Annotated in this window: 16 protein-coding genes and 2 pseudogenes; 8 read left to right on the plus strand and 10 right to left on the minus strand. The window is 67.4% G+C overall.

From position 1 onward, the window contains the following. Nucleotides 1–314: 314 nt before the first annotated feature. Nucleotides 315–572 carry a hypothetical protein gene (locus E2E34_RS18420; RefSeq protein WP_138903017.1) on the minus strand — a complete coding sequence of 86 codons (258 nt, stop codon included), beginning with the start codon at nt 570–572 and terminating at the stop codon, nt 315–317. Between the two features lie 468 nt (nt 573–1040). Between E2E34_RS18420 and E2E34_RS18425 the strand changes: the two genes are divergently transcribed. The 3 genes and pseudogenes from E2E34_RS18425 to E2E34_RS18435 all read left to right on the plus strand — a co-directional run. Beyond that, on the plus strand, nt 1041–1622 hold the full coding sequence (locus tag E2E34_RS18425) for a carbonic anhydrase (RefSeq protein ID WP_138903018.1): 582 nt from the start codon (nt 1041–1043) through the stop codon (nt 1620–1622). Nucleotides 1623–1636: 14 nt separating this feature from the next. Beyond that, the gene (locus E2E34_RS18430) at nt 1637–3097 is read left to right on the plus strand and encodes a SulP family inorganic anion transporter (RefSeq protein WP_138903019.1); all 1461 of its coding nucleotides are present in this window, start codon (nt 1637–1639) and stop codon (nt 3095–3097) included. Nucleotides 3098–3590: 493 nt separating this feature from the next. Continuing rightward, nucleotides 3591–4538, plus strand: a pseudogene (locus E2E34_RS18435) (TerC family protein); the annotation flags it as partial. Nucleotides 4539–5101: 563 nt separating this feature from the next. On the opposite strand, the gene E2E34_RS37465 reads toward E2E34_RS18435, so the two are convergent. The 3 genes from E2E34_RS37465 to E2E34_RS18445 all read right to left on the minus strand — a co-directional run bounded on the left by E2E34_RS37465 (nt 5102) and on the right by E2E34_RS18445 (nt 6283). After that, nucleotides 5102–5293, minus strand: a complete 192-nt coding sequence (locus E2E34_RS37465) for an ATP-binding protein (RefSeq protein WP_279637895.1) — start codon at nt 5291–5293, stop codon at nt 5102–5104. Next, complete coding sequence (locus tag E2E34_RS37470) at nt 5241–5426, minus strand: ATP-binding protein (protein ID WP_279637896.1); 186 nt, start codon at nt 5424–5426, stop codon at nt 5241–5243. Before E2E34_RS37470 ends, E2E34_RS37465 begins: the two co-directional genes overlap by 53 nt. Before the next feature lie 461 nt (nt 5427–5887). Continuing rightward, entirely contained in the window at nt 5888–6283 is a 396-nt protein-coding gene (locus tag E2E34_RS18445; protein ID WP_138903020.1) for a hypothetical protein, read from the minus strand. A 173-nt stretch (nt 6284–6456) separates the two neighbouring features. Between E2E34_RS18445 and E2E34_RS18450 the strand changes: the two genes are divergently transcribed. After that, nucleotides 6457–6948 carry a helix-turn-helix domain-containing protein gene (locus E2E34_RS18450; RefSeq protein ID WP_244315852.1) on the plus strand — a complete coding sequence of 164 codons (492 nt, stop codon included), beginning with the start codon at nt 6457–6459 and terminating at the stop codon, nt 6946–6948. A gap of 57 nt (nt 6949–7005) precedes the next feature. Here the strand turns inward: E2E34_RS18450 and E2E34_RS35490 are convergent, their stop codons facing one another. Further along, complete coding sequence (locus E2E34_RS35490) at nt 7006–7176, minus strand: hypothetical protein (protein WP_167518313.1); 171 nt, start codon at nt 7174–7176, stop codon at nt 7006–7008. Nucleotides 7177–7203: 27 nt separating this feature from the next. Further along, nucleotides 7204–7560 carry a PRC-barrel domain-containing protein gene (locus E2E34_RS18455; protein WP_138903021.1) on the minus strand — a complete coding sequence of 119 codons (357 nt, stop codon included), beginning with the start codon at nt 7558–7560 and terminating at the stop codon, nt 7204–7206. A 316-nt stretch (nt 7561–7876) separates the two neighbouring features. On the opposite strand from E2E34_RS18455, the pseudogene E2E34_RS18460 reads away from it, so the two are divergent. Beyond that, nucleotides 7877–7997: pseudogene (locus E2E34_RS18460) on the plus strand (transposase); the annotation flags it as partial. Nucleotides 7998–8406: 409 nt separating this feature from the next. Here E2E34_RS18460 and E2E34_RS18465 read toward each other — a convergent pair. The 4 genes from E2E34_RS18465 to E2E34_RS18480 form a co-directional block, all read right to left on the minus strand. After that, nucleotides 8407–9339, minus strand: a complete 933-nt coding sequence (locus tag E2E34_RS18465; RefSeq protein WP_138903022.1) for a helix-turn-helix domain-containing protein — start codon at nt 9337–9339, stop codon at nt 8407–8409. Nucleotides 9340–10104: 765 nt separating this feature from the next. Further along, nucleotides 10105–11274, minus strand: coding sequence for an HTTM domain-containing protein (locus E2E34_RS18470; protein WP_138903023.1), 1170 nt, complete (start codon nt 11272–11274; stop codon nt 10105–10107). Continuing rightward, nucleotides 11264–11950, minus strand: a complete 687-nt coding sequence (locus E2E34_RS18475; protein WP_244315854.1) for a DUF5819 family protein — start codon at nt 11948–11950, stop codon at nt 11264–11266. The genes E2E34_RS18470 and E2E34_RS18475 overlap by 11 nt, the downstream gene beginning before the upstream one ends. Before the next feature lie 159 nt (nt 11951–12109). Then, nucleotides 12110–13423 (minus strand): ice-binding family protein, encoded by a 1314-nt coding sequence (locus tag E2E34_RS18480; RefSeq protein ID WP_138903024.1) that lies wholly within the window; start codon nt 13421–13423, stop codon nt 12110–12112. 960 nt (nt 13424–14383) lie between these two features. Here E2E34_RS18480 and E2E34_RS18490 point away from each other — a divergent pair. The 3 genes from E2E34_RS18490 to E2E34_RS18505 form a co-directional block, all read left to right on the plus strand. Continuing rightward, complete coding sequence (locus tag E2E34_RS18490) at nt 14384–14815, plus strand: Asp23/Gls24 family envelope stress response protein (RefSeq protein WP_138903026.1); 432 nt, start codon at nt 14384–14386, stop codon at nt 14813–14815. A 38-nt stretch (nt 14816–14853) separates the two neighbouring features. Next, a complete protein-coding gene (locus E2E34_RS18495) occupies nt 14854–15081 on the plus strand; it encodes a hypothetical protein (RefSeq protein WP_138903027.1) in 228 nt (75 codons plus the stop codon). Nucleotides 15082–16574: 1493 nt separating this feature from the next. Next, on the plus strand, nt 16575–17310 hold a 736-nt coding region (locus tag E2E34_RS18505), incomplete at its 3' end, for a DUF2637 domain-containing protein (RefSeq protein ID WP_244315856.1).

A 17310-nucleotide genomic window follows, 5' to 3' on the forward strand; every position in this document is an offset into this window, starting at 1 on the left:
GCCTCACATCTCGCACGCCTGCCCCGCCCTCCCGGCGGACAACCGGACCAGGCCGCACGGTGCGGCAGGCGCCACCGGCCCGCAGAGCGCCACCCCCTTCAGCGATACCGCCCAGGCATCGTCCGGTCCTGGGCGGCCGAAGGGAACGCGGACCAGGCGAGGCAGGCCTCTGAACAGGTGCGGGGCTGGGACTCCACCACGCGCCCCGGTGGGCAGACGGTGTACCAGTCGCGTCGTCGGCCAGGTCAAATCACCCATCCAGACGGGCTCAATTGGCGTCATGCGATCGGCAAGGTGATCGCAATGACTCGGAGTCACTGAGTCGGCCTAGTGGCGCGGCGGTTGCAGTGATCCGCCGTCCCCCCGGCGGGTCGGTGACGGCGGCTGCGGGTGCCCGCCCAGCAGTTCGGCCAGCCCCCGGCGGGTGGCGGCCAGGACGACGCGGTGCCCATGTCGATGAAAGCGATCTGCCGGGAGGTGATCGTCACAGCGGACATACGGAAGCCGTCGGCGCCGAGCTCGAAGGCGGCCTCGGACGCGCGGGTGAGGAATTCACTGTCGGGGCTGGCCACGAGTCACCTTCCAAGAACGGGTGAGCATTCGCGCCGGGCCGCCCCGAGGGGCCCGCCGAACCCTGCCGCGCCTCGCGTACCGGGCTCCGGGACCGTCGCACAGCGGTGAGCCCGGGGCGATGCCAGCCCCACCCCGGTCGTCGGGCGCTCCGCCGATGCCGCGCGCCCCTCCGACCTCGGGGCGGTTTCTCGTCGACCTGAGGCTGTTTTTCAGTCGGAACCCCGCCAGTTCGGAAAGTCTGCATCATCCGACCCCACCCGCACCATTACCCTTCATTGACCTTGCCTTTGTCTTTCCTTGGTGAAGTTCGGCGTGCGCGCCAAGAGGAGAGGAGGTGGTCCGCAACCGCACCCGCCGCGACCGTGACCCGGCGTGGCCCGCACACCGGCAGCCGCCGGGTCCCGCAGCCGAGCGGCGCCCGCCCGTCAGTCCGACGCGCCCCCACGCGCGCCAGGAGGAATCACCGCATGCAGCCCCTCATCGACAATGCCCGCGCGTTCGGACAGCACCCCGAGGAGTTCGTCGGCCTCGCCCAAGGCCAGACGCCCGAGGCTTTGTTCATCACCTGCGCCGATTCTCGGGTCGTCCCGGCCCTGATCACCGGCGCTCGCCCCGGCCAGCTCTTCGAGCTGCGCACCGCGGGCAACATCGTCCCCCCACACGCCTCCGGGCGCCCCACCAGCGAGGCGGCCACCATCGAATACGCCGTCGAGGTGCTCGGCGTACAGCACATCGTGGTCTGCGGCCACTCCTACTGCGGCGCCGTCGGCGCGCTGGTGCGCGGCGACGACCTGAACGCCGTACCTGCCGTGCGTGACTGGCTCAAGCACGCCGCCGACGAGCCCAAGTGCTCTGACCCCGCTGACCCGACGGTCGCCGAGGCCGTGCAGAACCATGTCCTGACGCAGCTGCTGCGGCTGCGCTCTTACCCGTGCATCGAGCAACGCCTGCAGGCGGACCAACTCCAGCTGCACGGCTGGTACTACGAGGTCCACACCGGGGCCGTGCGCGAGCACCGCGTGGAGTCCGACACGTTCGAGGCGCTGTGAAGGGGCCGGCTGTGATGTCGAAGTTCCCTTATCTGTGGCAGGACTTCGCCGCCTCCATCGTCGTTTTCCTGGTCGCTGTGCCGCTGTGCGTCGGCGTGGCGGTCGCCTCCGGAGTCCCCGCGGAGCTGGGCCTGGTCACTGGCATCGTGGGTGGCCTGGTCACCGGCTGTCTGCCCGGCAGCAGTCTTCAGGTTTCGGGGCCGGCCGCGGGCCTGACCGTTCTGGTCTTCGAGGCGGTCAGTGAGTTCGGAGTAACCGCGCTCGGCGTGATCGTGCTCATGGCCGGATTGCTCCAGCTCGCCATGGGCTTCCTCAGGGTCGGCCGTTGGTTCCGGGCGATTGCTGTCTCGGTCGTCGAGGGCATGCTCTGCGGCATCGGCCTGGTGATCATCGCCGGGCAGATCTACGCGGCGGCAGGCATCAAGGCCCCGGAAACCGGCATCGGCAAGATCGCCGGCCTTCCCGGGGCGTTCGCCGACGCCCTCGGCAGCACCAAGGCGCTCGTCTCGCTCGCGATGGGCGCTGCCACCATCGCTGTCATCGTGCTGTGGAAGAAGACGCCGAAGAAGGCGCAGGTCGTGCCCGGCGCCCTTGCCGCGGTGTTGCTGGCCACGGTCGCCGCCCTCGCCTTCGGCCTGCCAGTCGACACCGTGGAGGTGGAGGGTCTGCTCGGCGTCATCCAGCCGCCCGGCGCGGACGCCTTCGGTGAACTCGCCAGCCCGGCCATCTGGGGCACGATCATCGCGTTCGCACTGATCGCCTCCGCCGAGTCGCTGTTCAGCGCGGGCGCGGTGGACCGGCTGCACGACGGTCCGCGCACCCAGTACGACAAGGAGATGATCGCCCAGGGTGGGGGCAACACAGTGTGCGGTCTGCTCGGCGCGCTGCCGATGACCGCGGTGATCGTGCGCAGCTCCGCCAACGTCAACGCGGGCGCCAAGACCAAGGCGTCGCGTGTGCTGCATGGCGTGTGGCTGCTGCTGTTCGCCGCCGCGCTGCCCTCCGCCCTGGCGCTGATCCCGCTGCCCGCGCTCGCCGGCATCCTGGTGCACGCCGGATGGAAGCTGATCCCGTTCCGCCAGATCGCCGGGCTGTGGCGGGCCCACAAGGGCGAGGCGTTGATCCTGATGGTCACGGCCGTGTCGATCGTCGCCGTGAACATGTTCGAGGGCGTGCTCATCGGCCTGGCGCTGGCGGTGATCAAGACCGCCTGGGAGACATCGCACCTGAAGACAGAAGTCATAGACAAGGGCAGCGGGCCGATCCAGGTGTACCTGTCGGGCAACGCGACGTTCCTGCGGCTGCCGAAGATACTCGACAGCCTGGAGGCCCTTCCACAGAACCGGCCGATCGAGGTGGACCTGTCCGGGCTGCACCACCTCGACCACGCCTGCCGCACGGCCCTGGAGAACTGGGCCCAGCGGCACAGCGCACCCGACATCGAACCGGTGAAGGTCACGACCGCGAACCGGTGAGGCCACGGCCCCGTAAGGATCTCGCCATAGGGATCTGCCGCCCGGGCGAAGGCTCGACCCGAGCCTCCAGCCGAGCGCGCCGTCCGCTGGGCAAATCTAGACAGAGGTTCACCGACCAGCGCCGGGACGAGACATCACGCGGGTTGCCTGGACGGCCGGCGACCTGTCCGTACGCACCACGGCGCCACGCCGACGACGTCGGCCGGCAGTAACTGCCGCCGAAGCCGTCAGGCCGCCGCACCGCCGGAGGCCGACCGCTACCAGGCCCTCGCAGTGGGTCTGTCAGCTGCACGAATGTAGTGATCTGCCCGACTCGGGACCGTGACTGGTGAGCATTCGGGGGTGCACGCGGCCGTGACCGCGTCGGTGTGCATTGCGCAGGAGTGACCCTGTGGGGCCGAGACCGCTCCATGTGCGCCTGTGGGCGCAATGCCGCACACTGCGATGTATAGGTCGGCGTGCTTCGCGCGGGCCCATGGTGAGGGTTGCTGGTGTGCTTGAGGTCCCGCTTTGGCTGTGGGGGGCGTTCGCCGCGACGGTGGTGGTGTCGCTGGCGGTGGATCTGCTGTCCCACCGCACCGCGCACGTCATCGGTTTCAAGGAGGCTGCCGCCTGGAGCGGCCTGTGGGTGAGCCTCGCCCTGATCTTCGGCGCGGTCATCTTTCTTGTCCTTGGTACGACGGCGGGCACCGAGTACACGACGGCGTGGCTGCTGGAGAAGAGCCTGTCGGTCGACAATCTCTTCGTCTTCGCCGTGATCTTCGCCTACTTCAGGGTGCCCCGCGCCTATCAGCACCGGGTGCTGTTCTTCGGCGTGATCGGCGCCCTCGTCTTTCGCGGCATCTTCCTGTCCCTGGGCGTTGCCGTGGTCAGCCGCTTCACCGCGGTGCTGTTCGCCTTCGCGGCGGTGCTCTTCTACAGCACCTACAAGCTCCTCAAGGACGAGGAGGAGAGCTTCGACCCGGGCAAGAGCTTCGCCGTACGGATGCTCCGCAAGATCATCCCGGTCCGGGACGAGTACGCCGGAGCCAGGTTCTTCGTCGAAGAAGCCGGCAAGCGCGTGGGGACCCCGCTGCTCGCGGTCGTGGCCGCGATCGAGGCCGCCGACCTGATCTTCGCCGTCGACAGCGTCCCCGCCGTACTCGCGGTCAGCGACGACGCCTTCATCGTCTACACCAGCAATGCCTTTGCCATCCTCGGCCTGCGGGCCCTGTACTTCATGCTGGCTGGCCTACTGGACCGCTTCCACTACCTGAGCAAGGGCCTGGCGATCATCCTCGCCTTCATCGGCGTCAAACTCATCCTCCAGGCTGCCCACAAACTGATCAGCCCCAGCATCCCGGAGATCCCCTCACCGCTCAGCCTCGCGGTCATCGTCATCGTGCTGACAGGTTCCGTGGTGCTCAGCCTCAGACGGCCGGCCCCGACAGGCCTTCCGGAACAGGCCGACGAACGCAGCGACGCCTCGCCGGCCACCGAACAAGTCGAAGCGCGCAGCCCATCACCCGTGGCGGACGACCCGGAGTCGCGTTGGCCTGGAAGCCGACCCCTTCCTGATGGGGCGATTAGGGCATATCGTAAAGATATGGTCAAGATGAAGCGCAAGGTCGACGCTTACGTGTGTCCGACCTGTCAGCAGTCCGTGCCGGCCGCAGTCCACCGCCACAAGACGCTTGGAGTCTTCGTTCCCGTGTGGGGCCCGGGCGCATGTCAGAACCGTGACTGTCCCGACTACCGGTTGGACCCCGCACGCAAGCACCCTCCGGCCCGGTAGCGAGATCGACCGCGTCCACGGCGCCAATTCCGCCGAATGGAGCCACCTGGGGGTGATCGCCGGGACTGGGGCCGTGCACGGAACCGTCGCAGTGGCGTTGCCTGTGCCGGAACACGGGTGGAGCAGGCCGGGATCCGCACCGGGCCCAAGCCGGCACCCGATGCCTACTTCGAGGATTGCATCGAGCGAATCGGGGATCTTGCCAACTGGTACTTCTGAGGCTCGCACGACTACTCCGAGGGGCATGTCTGGGCTGACCTGTGAAAACTCCGGGAAGCTTGGTCAGGGCGCGTCGTCCCGTTCACGTCGATGGCAGCGAGCCGATTCTTGAGCCGGTAGCTGGGACCGTTGATGGAGATGACGTCGCAGTTATGGAGGAGGCGGTCGAGGATGGCGGTGGCGAGGAATTCGTATCCGCGCACTTGCCCCCAGTTCGCTGAAGGTCTTGTTCGAGGTCAGGATGATCGAGCCCTTTTCGTAGCGTTTTGAGATCACCTGGCTGACCAGATTGACTTCCGCGCGTTCGAGAGGCTGGTAGCCGACCTCGGCGACCACGAGAGCCGCAAGGCCGCAGATAGCAGCCGAGCTTGATGGTCAGTCTCCTGTGGCCTCGGCGGTCTTGAGGCTGGAATCCGACTCGTCGCTGCCCGGCTCAGCATGCGGCCCCGGACCGTACTGTGCTTCGCACGACAGCCTCCGTGAAAGCCGCCGCTGCGCGTCCTGTCAAGACGAGCCTGCGCGGGCGGTCGTCGACGTGCGTGAACTGGACGACTCCGTCACGACGGCCAAGACTGATGTTGGTGAAGGTGTAACCGATCCGAACGGGCCCGGGGTCCCGGCCCGTCAGCCGAGCCGCAACGACGTCGGCCACACCCCGGCCCATGGGCAGGGCCGCCTGGCAGGACATTCGGCTCGGCGCTCCGCCCACCGAGACCGCGGCAGCCGCGTCGCCGACGGCATACACCTCAGGGTGCGAGATCGAGCGCAGGGTGGCGTCGACGAGCATCCGGCCGCTCTCATCCGTCGCGAAACCTGCCGCGCGCCACCTCGGGCACCTGGAACCCGGTGGTCCACACGACTGCGTCAGCGGCGAACGACGCGCCGTCGCGGGTGTCCAAGGCGCCCTCCCGCACCGTCGCGACAAGTGTCTTCGGATGAACCGAGGCGCCCAGACGGTCGAGCGCGCGCCGCAGGTGGGTTCGGGCACGCGGCGCGAGTCCGGACCCTACGTCATCGGCACCGGTGAACAATCGTATTCGCAACTCAGGGTAACTCTCGGCCAGTTCCGAGGCGATCGCCGCATTGTCTTCGCCTCCGGCCCCGAGGCGACGACGTTCGCCGAGTCCCGCCCGCTCCGCGTCGCCCAGCACCGGCTGCCCGCGTGGAAGGCCGTGCTGCCGATCGGCGGCCACGCCGAACTCCTCCAGCCGGGACGGCCCATGGTGGCGGCGCCCGGGCTGATCGTTCCGCCCCAGCTGTCCCACACCTGTGCGGCGACCTCTCCCTACATCGCCCTGTTCATCGACTCCTGGCTACTGCCCTCCCGCCCGGGGCCGATACCGCTCGGTTCAGGCAGGTCCGCCGCTTGCTCGACGCGCTCGGCACCACCGATTCCGACGGCCCCGGCACCTGCACGGATCTGGCCGCCGGATACACCGAACTGCGAACACTCGCCGGGCGCCCCTCCCTACTCGATCCGAGAGTCGCCCACGCCGTCCACCTGTGTACGTTGCACGATCCGGACATGCCCATCGCCTCCATCGCCATCAAGGCCGGCCTGTCGGCCCCGCGATTGCGCGCCCTGGTCGGCCAGGACGTGGGCATTGCGCTGGCGCGTTTGCGCCGATGGGGCCGGCTCCGCACCGCGATCGCTCACTTGCCGGACTCGACTGCCGCCCTGGCCGCAGCCACCGCAGGCTTCGCCGACCAAGCCCACCTCACCCGTACTGCACGAGACTTCATCGGGCGTACGCCTGCCTCTCTACGACGCACCGAACCGCAGACTGCACCCTTGACGGCCCGTCATGCCCCGCACCCTCAGAAATCCGGCGACCGCGGCTCGCCAGTTTGCACGTGACCACCTTGGCCCAGCTGCTGTCGGCGGCGTCGGTGTGTCGCGGAACTGCCCGGGCAGTCAGCGCAGCGGGCGGCGTCGGCCGGAGCGCCGCATGTGGAGACCGAGGTAGATCAGGGCCGCGACGAACACTGCGATGCCGATGACCAGCAGGTAGAACAATCCTTCGGCGACGACGCCGATGAAGCCCAGCACGATCGCCGCGATGACGAGGATCAAGAAAAGCGTCATGACTGGTAAACCTCCTTGACGGGCGGGTCAGCGGCGGGCGAGCTGACGCTCGCCGTTCGCACCGGGCTTGTACGGCAGGCCGTAGTGCGCGAAAACTGCCGCCTCGTCTTCGGCAGGCAGGACATCGTCCGTGCCGATCGAGGGGCATTTCTTCACCAGCGACCGGTCGTAGTCGACCTTGACGTAACCCGGTCCGACCAGCGCTCCCGCGAGCGGAACGAAGACCAGGTGGCGCCGGGTGGGCAGCCCGACCTGGACAGTGGCCATGGCCGGCTCGTCGGTGCTGGTGTCCACGTAAACCGCTTCCAGCACACCGATCTTCTGACCACCCGCGTCGACGACATCGTGGGTACGCCATTCACGGATATCCGCGATCTGAATCATTAGCCGGGTTCCCTCTCGCGCGATCTGCCCAAGCCGGTGCACTTCACAGCCTGCCCCTCAAAGGCCGCCCACACCAGCTTGGACACCCGCAATTCCCGCACCCACCAAATCCCTGTCCGGCTCGGCCACAGAGCGCATCCGCGCGGAGCACCGTGACACCCCGGACGACGCCAGGGGCAGATATGCGCTCAGCTACGGCTCTGCACGCGCCGATCTTGGTCGGCAGTGTGTCCGGGGGCGTATCGATCTTGTTCCTGAAGCCCTGTGGGAGCGGGTGGCACCGCGGCTGCCATCCTCTCCCGAACGGCGCCGTCAACCGCTGACCGCCCGACGCGGCGTCGCCCACGGTTCAAAGATTGGGCAAGGTGCGCTGGGTCGTCGAGCGCGCCTTCGCATGGCTGCACCAGTTCAAACGGCTCCGCACCCGATACGAATGACGAGCCGCTCTTCAGGCGCCCGACTACGCCCACTACGTCGACATCGCCCACCTCAGGGCCGACACGCCTGTCGATCAAACCTCCGGAGCCCGGTGGCTCGACAGCGAACAACACACCCACAATCGCTGGCGCGGCCTGGTCACCGCGCGGCAGGCCCACCTGCGCTCCAGGCTCCGAGTAGCTGCTCTCGACTCCTCAGGTCGGCAACTGACGCCGGAGGTTCCCTGCCGGGCGAATGCCAATGTAAAAGTCCGTTTCGGCAAGCCCCGCCGCCTCCTACGAGGCATACGGCGGGGCCAGCGATCCCGTAACGCCGGGGAAGGTGACGCCGCCAGGCGCTCCTCGTGAACCTCCCGAGGGGCGTCGCTCCCAGAGGCGCCGAGCAGCCCTGCGTTACGGTCCGATGCGCTTATAAGCCGTCATGCACAAGTGTGACTCCACCGCGCTGTTCGCATCCGTTGGTCGTGCAGCCTCCTGGCCGGCTCGCCGCGTTGATGTACGACCTGGCGGCGTCGGTGATGAAGTCGCGGCTGCTGTGGGGGTTGAGGGCCTGGGCTTGGAGGTGGTCGTACATCACGCTGTAGTGCTGGACGTCGGACGGTTTCTCCAGGTAGAGATCGCTGGTGAACCGCTCCAGATACACCACCGAGTCGGGACTGTCGGCGAACCGCAGGATGGAGAACTGTCCCGATAGGCCCGGGTGGGCTCCCACGGTGTAGGGCAGGATCTGCACGGTGATGTGCGGCTCGGCGCCGATGGCCTCGAGGTGCTCCAGTTGTTCGCGCATGATGTCGGGGCCGCCGACGGCGCGGCGCAAGGCCGACTCGTCCAGGACGACCCACAGACGCAGCGGGCGAGCCGGGTCGTAGATCCGGTGCTGGCGGCGCAGCCGCACCTTGAGACGGGTGGCGGCCTGTGCGGCCGTGAGCAGAGGGATCGTTTCCGCAATGACGGCATGGGCGTAGGCGGGGGTTTGCAGCAGAGCGGGGATCACCAGGGGCTCGTAGGCGTGGATGGTAGCAGCGTCCGCCTCCAGGCCAATGTAGACGCTCTGGGGGATGTCGCCGTAGACGTTCCACCAACCCGGCTGCGCGCATTCCCTGGCCATCCGCACCAGTGAGTCGATGACCTGCTGGTCCGTCACGCCGTAAATCACGCACAGATCCCGTACGTCGCGGGCGCTGATGGTGCGACGGCCGTTCTCCAGGTGACTGATCTTGGGCTGCGACACCATGAGCCGCTCTGCCACTTCGGTGCTCTTCAGCCCACTGGCCTGGCGGAGCCGGCGGAGCTCGGCTCCCAGGCGGCGCTTCCTGACGGTGGGATTGTTGTTCGCCGCCACGGGCGGTGTACCTCCGGGCTCCAAGTCACTCTTCCGAAACGCAGATTGCCATGGAGCAGGACTTGTCGATCAAGCGCCGGGCCGTCGTGTTCGTGGACTGCCGAAACGGACTCTTACGTTGGCATTTGCCCCAGGCAACCTTGTCAGAGGCTCCTCTCGCCGTGGCGGCGCAAGCACCTGATGCGGCCCCCGGACCGCAGGCGCGCTTCAGCGGGAGCAACTGTGCGGATCTCCGCATGGGGCATGCCCGCTCGTGCCGCCCGGCCACGGTGCCACTCAGCCAGCCGCCTCCCACTGCCCTCGGTCACGTATGTTCGCGGCCCCAAGGAGCACCGGATGTCGCGTCCGGAGCGGCCGCCAACCCATGGGCCTGGGCTCCCCGAACCCAGGAACCCTGATCTGGCGTCGGCCCTGACATGCTCAGCCGAACGCTGCCTTCGCTGGTTACCGCCGTCCTGCGCCCGGGTCCGCACGCATGCGGAAACTTGGAAGTGCGGGAGACGCTGAGTCGTCAGGAGACCAGGTGCGTTGCCTCAGCAGCTCGTCAGGGATCCGCGCGGCCTGGTCCGGAGGGAGATCGTCGCCGAGGCGGGCCAGCTCCACCTCGGCGTCACAACGGGCGGTCTCGGCACTCGCTCCGGTCCGCTCAGCAATCCGGTCGCAGAATCCATCGGCCCGCATGGCTCTGCCTCCTCCTGCTCCGCCCGGACTTCTGTCACGCAGTCGATGGGCGAGGCGGAGCCGCTGTGGCGAGCAGAAATCTGGTCACCGCGCTGCGGAACTCGATGTCGTCGCCGACACCGGTCCCGGCTGTGCCGGTACAGGCGCGGATCTCTGCCCGAGTGAGGCATCCGCATCTTTGGCACCGATGCGTTGGGTAGCACGTTTCCACAGCCGCCACAGAAGGCAGTAGAAGCGATCCGGCAGGAATACGGCGTCCGCGACGATCATGGCACCGGAGAAGAGAGGCAACCCCATGAGCACTGCGATACCGATGTGCATGCACAGCAGCAAGGCAAGGACGGGGTACTTGAGCCGCCCGAAGAGCACGAACGGGAAGGCGACCTGCAAGAGGACCGTCATGTAGCAGGCGAGGGCGACAGGGAGCGGGTACTGGTCCACGAGGTGGGAGAGTGCGGGCCAGGGCTGGAAGAGTTCGAGGTTCAGGGCGTAGTGGAGCGCGGTGCCGTTGCCCCAGGTAGCGCCCTGGACCTTGTACAGGCCGGTTGATCCGTAGAGGAAGCAGACCTGGGCCGCGATGACGAAGATGCCGCAGTTGTGCACCACGGTGATCAGGGCGATGCGGGCGTCGCGGAGTTGCTGTGACAAGAAGCTACGCACCGGTTCCGTCGTGCCGCCCGCACGAGCCGCTCTGATCCGTACTCTGCGTGCGTCCAGGGACCAGCGCCGGCCGCACGCGGTGAGGACGAGGTAGACCGCCATCAGCAGGATCAGATTGTCGCCCCCGTCCGTCATGAAGATCGATCGGGCATGGAACGAGATCACCACGACGGCGAAGAGGACGGACAGGAGGCGGGTGCGCCAGCCCAGCATGAACAGGGTGGACGTGACGAGGGCGGTCGCGTAGCAGAGTTCGAAGTAGGTGCGGCTGTCGGACAGAGTCAGGATGCTGTTCCACCCTGTCTGGTCGAAAAGCTGTCGTGCCAGCGCGGGTGTCCAGGGGGAGCTGGGGCCCCAGATCTCGTGGCGGTACGGGAACTCGCGCAACAGGAAGATCAGGTAGAGCAGTCCGTAGCCGATGCGCAGCACCGACGCGGCGTACAGGGACACCGGCCGAACGGTCACCAGGGCCCACAGCGTGCGGATCCGGTCGATGGCCCATCGGGCAGCGCCGGCAGGCACGCTCTCTCCACTCGTTGGCCTTTGGGGCGCTGGTGTCGTGGAGACGCTCTTGGGGGTCTGTTCATTTCCCATGGGTGGTCACCTTCCACCAGGGCAGGAGCCGGGTCTCGGCGGGCGTACGCGGGCCGCTGGTTGCCGTGCCTGGTGCGGGGATGGGCTGTGTGATGACACGAAGCTGAATGAAGTCGAACGTGCCGCCGTTGTGAGCCGTGACGCGGTCCGCGGCGATGTTGTTCAGATACTTCTGGATCATTACGGCGCGTTCTGTGCGCGCCTTGTCGTCCCCTCCGTGTGTTTCGGTGTAGGAGGTCCAGGCGCGGCGCAGTAGGTTCTGCGTCGTGTGGCTCGGGAACGGATTGTGCTCGACTGTGGAGTTGTCTACGGCGGTCAGGTCGAACCAGTCGCTCACCTTGACCGATCCGTCGGCACCTGTGTCTGCGGTTCTCGCCAGGATTTGCCGGTTGACGGAGTCGGGGTCCGGGGCGAACAGGCGCCAGTTCTGTTCGAAGTAGGGGTACACCCATGCGTCGATCGCCGCGGTGTATCTCTTCGAGACGGTGTTGGCCGGCGCCACGTGAAGGAACACGAGGACGACATGGACGAGAGTCGTGAACAGACACAGAACCACGACGGTGCGCAGCCCCGCCTTCAGTACGCGGGCACCCCGCTGCCCTCTGCCAACGGCGACCCCGTCGCTCTGACATCCGTTCGAGGCCGGGCCACTATCGGACTGCTGGAGTTCCCTCACGTCTGCTGATCTCATCGCGCTCGACACCGGCCACCTTGTCTTTCCCATTTCAGCCACTCGCGCCTGACATCTCTGACCTTCACCGGTGGTGCACGGCGGTTCGATGACGATTCCGCCGTGCACCATCAGTCGATGAGCGGGCCTGCGGCAGCGTGCTGCCTAACCCTTGTGGCTCGCCGGCTTGTTGCCGTAGCCGTAGCTGTAGACGTCTTCCTCGTTGCCGTGGTCGGGCTTGCCGTGCCCTTCCTCGTGTCCGTGGCCCGGCTTGTCACCGTGCTCCGGCCCGCCCGGCCTGTCGTCGTGGTGGCCGGGCCCACCGGGCTTGTCGTGGTGGTGGCCCGGCCCGCCGGGCTTGTCGTGGTGGCCCGGCTTGCCGGGCTTGCCGCCGTGCCCGCCCGTGGTGTTCCCGGCGATATTGCCCTGCGTGTTCCCGCCGGCGGTGTTCCCGGCGGTATTCCCCGCAGTGTTCCCCGATGTGTTGCCCTGCGTGATGCCAGCGGTGTTGCCCCGCGTGTTCCCTGCGGTGTTGCCGGAGATACTCCCCGAGGTACTACCGCCCACGATGCTGACGATGGGGCCGCCCAGGACGGGTCCGCCCAGGAGCCCTCCACTGATCAGGCCACCGGTGGATCCGCCGGTGGTCGCTCCGGCAGTCGTGCCGGCCGTGGTTCCGGTGGTCGTGCCCGTCGTGGTCCCGGTGGTCGTCCCCGACGTCGTTCCACCGGTGGTGGTCGCGCACCCGCCGAGGAAGATCCGATTGGTGTCGAGCGTCACGGCACCGTTTCGGGCCAGCGCCCGGCCCTCGATGTTCGTCCCCGTGGTCACGCTGATCGAGGTCAGCGCCATGATCGTGCCGACGAAGGTGGAGCTGGTGCCGAGCGTGGCCGAACTACCGATCTGCCAGTACACGTTGCATGCCGAGGCACCGTTCGTGAGAAGCACCCGGCTGGAGGAAGCCGTCGTCAGGGCTTCCGGGATCTGGAACACCCAGACGGCGTTGGGGTTTCCGCCGGCGTCCAGGATCAGGTCGCCGGTGAGTCCGACACCGGATACGGCGGTGTGGACGCCCGGAAGCAGCGTGTTGCCATTGCCGATGCCCGCCGGAAGCGCGAAGTCGGTGGCCTGGCCGGCCGCGTTGTTGTACGCCTGGACCAGATCAGACTTGGCCTGTTGCGCGACAGCGTCCGCGGAATGCACGGCGCCGAGCACGATGCCGGGAGGAAATCCGCTGATGGCTGTGCCCGGGTGCACCCCAAGGTCGTGGTCGATCACAGAGGGTCCGGTATTGGTGATCTCCGAACCTGCTAGAACGGAGAAACTGGCGGCGGTGCCCAAAGGTACGGGTGTCGCGATCGCCAGCGCCGTCGTTGGGGTCACGACGACCATCACGGCCGCGACCGTTGCGGCCACAACCGAGGCCAGCCAGCCGGACAATGCGCGGCGCCGAGCCGCTTGAGGGAACTGCAGCTTCATCGAGAGGCCATTTCCTTTGAAGGGGGCCGGGGGTCATGCACCGGGCCCTACCGATCGCCCGGGCAGCCATTTCTGTGTCGCCGCATATTACGCAGAAATATCCGGGCGCCAGCAATAAGTAAGAGCGGCGAGGGGCATGATCAGGCATTCAAACGGGGCCCGGCGCGATGAAAGTAAGCGAATGCGCATTCTCTATAATCCGACTTACCACCTGATTTGCCGGGGCATTCTTGCACCGAATGAGGGAATGTTTCCCACTGTTCATGAGCCCATCCGATCCGTGCTCGCCGAAGCGCCGCCAACCAGGTGCTCCTACGAAACCGCCCCCAGCGGGCGTGGCGAAGTGAAGCGCCGCCCCATAAACGGTTTACGGCGCGCCGGCCAGCCTTACCGGTTGTTCTCGCAACACTCGGCGAGGACGAAGCTGCGCAGCGAAGTGACGAGGAGGATGGCACGGTGAACAACGCCGCTCACCTTCCCGGCCGCCGGCGTCGCAATGAGGCCCCATCCGAGTCGGCATGCGCGGACCCCATGCAGGGTCACCACGCAGCCCATTGCCCGGCGGGCGCCAGGCGCCAGCTCACACACGATGCACAGAGACTCCATCCAAACCCCGGGGTATTTGCGGCCGCGAGCCCGAGGACCGGACGGCGGCTTGTTCGGTGATCCATGTCCCGCCGCTGGGCCCGCCGAGCGGGAGCAGCAGCCGTCCCAGGTCGAGCTGGTGCGGTACTGCCTGCGTCCACGCATCGGTTTTCACCACCGCTCACCCCCTCCCATGGCCGCGGTCCTCTCCCTGCCGCAACTGTGCCCGGAGTGTCCGCGGGGCTCGTCGGCAGGAACGCTCGGGCCACTTGGTGGACCACCCCGCCCGACAGTCAACATCTCAGACAAACCGCCAATGGGGCTATAATTCGAACAAAGAATGCGAAGCGGGCTTCTCGACGGAGGAATACCCTGATGGCTGAGAACACCGGCGCAATGCACGGGGGTGCGCCCGGTTCTCGTGGCCGGACGGCCATCGCCGATGTGGTGTTGGAGAAGATCGCCGGAATGGCGGCACGGGACGTGCGCGGTGTCTATGCCCTGGGCGGCGGATTCGCGCGCTCGATGGGCTCCATGCGGGAGCGGATGCCGGGCGCCGGGAGTGGCCAGTCCGTCATACGGGGGGTCGCTGTCGAGGTGGGAGAGTCGCAGGCGTCCATCGATTTGGAGATCGTCGTCGACTACGGCGTTGCCATCACGGATGTGGCCGGTGCGGTGCGGGAGAACGTGACCTCCGCGGTGGAGCGGACGGCGGGTCGGGAGGTCGTGGAAGTCAACATCATGGTCAGTGATGTGAACCTGCCCGACGAGCAGGACGAAGGGGAAGAGCGGCAGCGGATCCAGTAGCCGGGGCGGTGCAGCTCGCTTGAGTGAAGGAGCGCGTGATGAGCAGGGCCATGGTGGGTTTGATGGCCGGAATGGCGCTGGGTTTCGCCGCGTATTTCGGTGGCTTCTGGGCTTTCCTGCTGGTGCTGGGGCTGGGCGTCGTCGGGCTCGTGGTCGGGCGGTTCATGGAAGGCGATCTCGAACCTGGCGACTTCGTCCGCCGCCGAGACCGGCAGGAGCGGATCCGCGATGACCGGCGACGGGCTCGGGGAGACAGGCGGCAGTGACCGGTGAAGCCGCTCGGCGCCCGGGCATCCCTGCGGGGAGCACGGTGCGTCGCCCACCGGGTCGTTGCGAAGATCGCCTCCCAGGTGGCGCGCGAGGCGCCGCGCCAGTTCACCGAGTCCACCCACGTGCCCGGGGCGCTGACTGCTGTCAGCCCGCTCGGACCCGTGAGGCCACTGGCTGCCGCCGAGGGCAACGCGCAGTCGCTCAGAGGCGAGCTCCTTGTCCGTCGGAATGTGCACGCTTCGCTCCTTCTCCTGCAGCGCTCGGAATTCGACCGTCTGCCCTTGGGCTTTGATCGTGCAGTACGGACAGGCAGGAAGGCGGCGGTGAGGCAGCGTTGTCGCGCCCACGGTGCCAGCGGCACAGGTATGGCCGTTGCGTTCGATGGCGGTGAGGAGCGCCTGCACGATCCGTAGAGCGCGTTACTTGGACTGACCGTGTCAGCCCGAGGGGTTGGGTTGCTTTCTGCATCGTCCGGACGACAGCATGCGGGTGGTGTGTCAGCCGTGACGGCACCGTCACCGGTTCCAGGACGGCCAGGGGCGCGGTTCCAAGACGCGCGCACGGACTGCCCCTACGCGTCGGACTCTCCGCGGCCAACACCCACGACAGCCAGGCGCTGAAGCCGATCTTGTCCAACTTCCGCATGGGGACAGGAGTCCCATGCAGCCGACTCCAAGCCTCAACGCCTCCACGCAGACACGTCGTACGACATCCCTCATCTGCGGAAGTGGCTACGACGCAACGCATCGGCGTGCGGATCGCCCGCAAAGGAACCGAGTCCAGCGGACGCCTCGGCCGGCGCGCTGGGGCATCGAACGCGCCATCTCGTGGCTGACCGGGTACGGCCGTCGCTGACGAAGACCACCGTCGTATGCGAGCGATGCGGCATCGTGATCACGGCTGCCTCACGGCGCTTCGCTCGCGCGCCATGAATTTCGTCGCTGGGCCAACAGGGGCAGCAAGACCGTGGACGTCTGCTTCCTCTGGCAACCGTGTGCGGGAAGGTGCTCCTCCCGGAGCCAGACGTCGAACCCCACTCCGTGCTGACTTGTGTCTGTTCAGGCGGTGCAGCGGGTCGTATACCGCAGGAACGTGCAGAACCGATAAACCACTAGGCGGAATTACTCCATATGCGACAAGGCGGCCACCCGTTTGCCGCGCATCCTGGTCAATGCGGGCGCCGTTGGACGGATTATGACGAAGGCAAGCCCACTGCTCACCCCTGGATTGCAGCCGATTGGCGTGAAGAGCAGGACGGACACTGTTCGCATGGGTGAGTGGGTATTCACCCCTACCGCCGGTCACCCTATCTGGGGAACCAACGCGACCCTGCACGACAAAGACCGATGCATCGCCCTGCGGTACTCCGCCTGCCTCCTCGAGAACTTACTGGCGCAGCTGGGAAGCATCGAGGACATCCTCGACGGCGCTGACAGCGGCCCGAGACCTCACGGCGGGCATGCTGGTCAGCTCAGCCGTAGGGCCGTTCATGGGTGAGTCACGCGGCCGTCACAGCCGCCCACAACCGCCCTCGGCCGCCAGCTGGTCCCACCCGACCGACGGTCAGCCGCAGGCCGGAGTCTGGGACCGCCCCGCAACCCTGGTCGACCAGCTGAACACGCACTGGGACCCAGCAGAGGAACTCGCCTACCTCCTCCACGAAGCGATCGAGACGCAAAAGGCCGCGGCCGGCCCCCCGCTCGCGGGCCTTGACGAGCTGCCGACCACCGAAGCCGTCGGCCTCCCGCTCACAGACCTGACCGAGACCACCGCCGAACTGCCGCCCCTGCGCCCCTCGCCCTCCCGGCGCCGCCGTGCGCCCCGAAAGCAGAGCAACCTCGGGGTGCTGCGCACCACCAGCTTCTTCCTCGCCGCGCTCGCCGCCGTCGTGGTGTCCATGGTGTGTGTCTTCGGCGGCATGGTCACCTACGACCCGCTGCGTCACCTCGCCAAGTACCGCACCTCCGGAGTGGCGGTCGGATGGTGGCCGGTGCTGGTCTACGGGCCGTGGATGGCCGCCTCGTTGTCGATTCTGCGCGCAGCCCTTCACCGGCGCCGGGCAACTCATTCCTGGGCTGTCATGCTGCTGTTCTCCACCTTCTCCATGCTCCTATGCGTAGCGCAGGCACCCCGGACACCGGTCGACGCGACAGCCGCGGCCCTTCCCTCGCTCGCCTCACTCGCCTGCTTCCAGCAGCTGGTCCGGCAGATCACCCTCACCCGCC

Source organism: Streptomyces albidochromogenes, from assembly GCF_005981925.1.
Taxonomy (GTDB): Bacteria; Actinomycetota; Actinomycetes; order Streptomycetales; family Streptomycetaceae; genus Streptomyces; species Streptomyces albidochromogenes.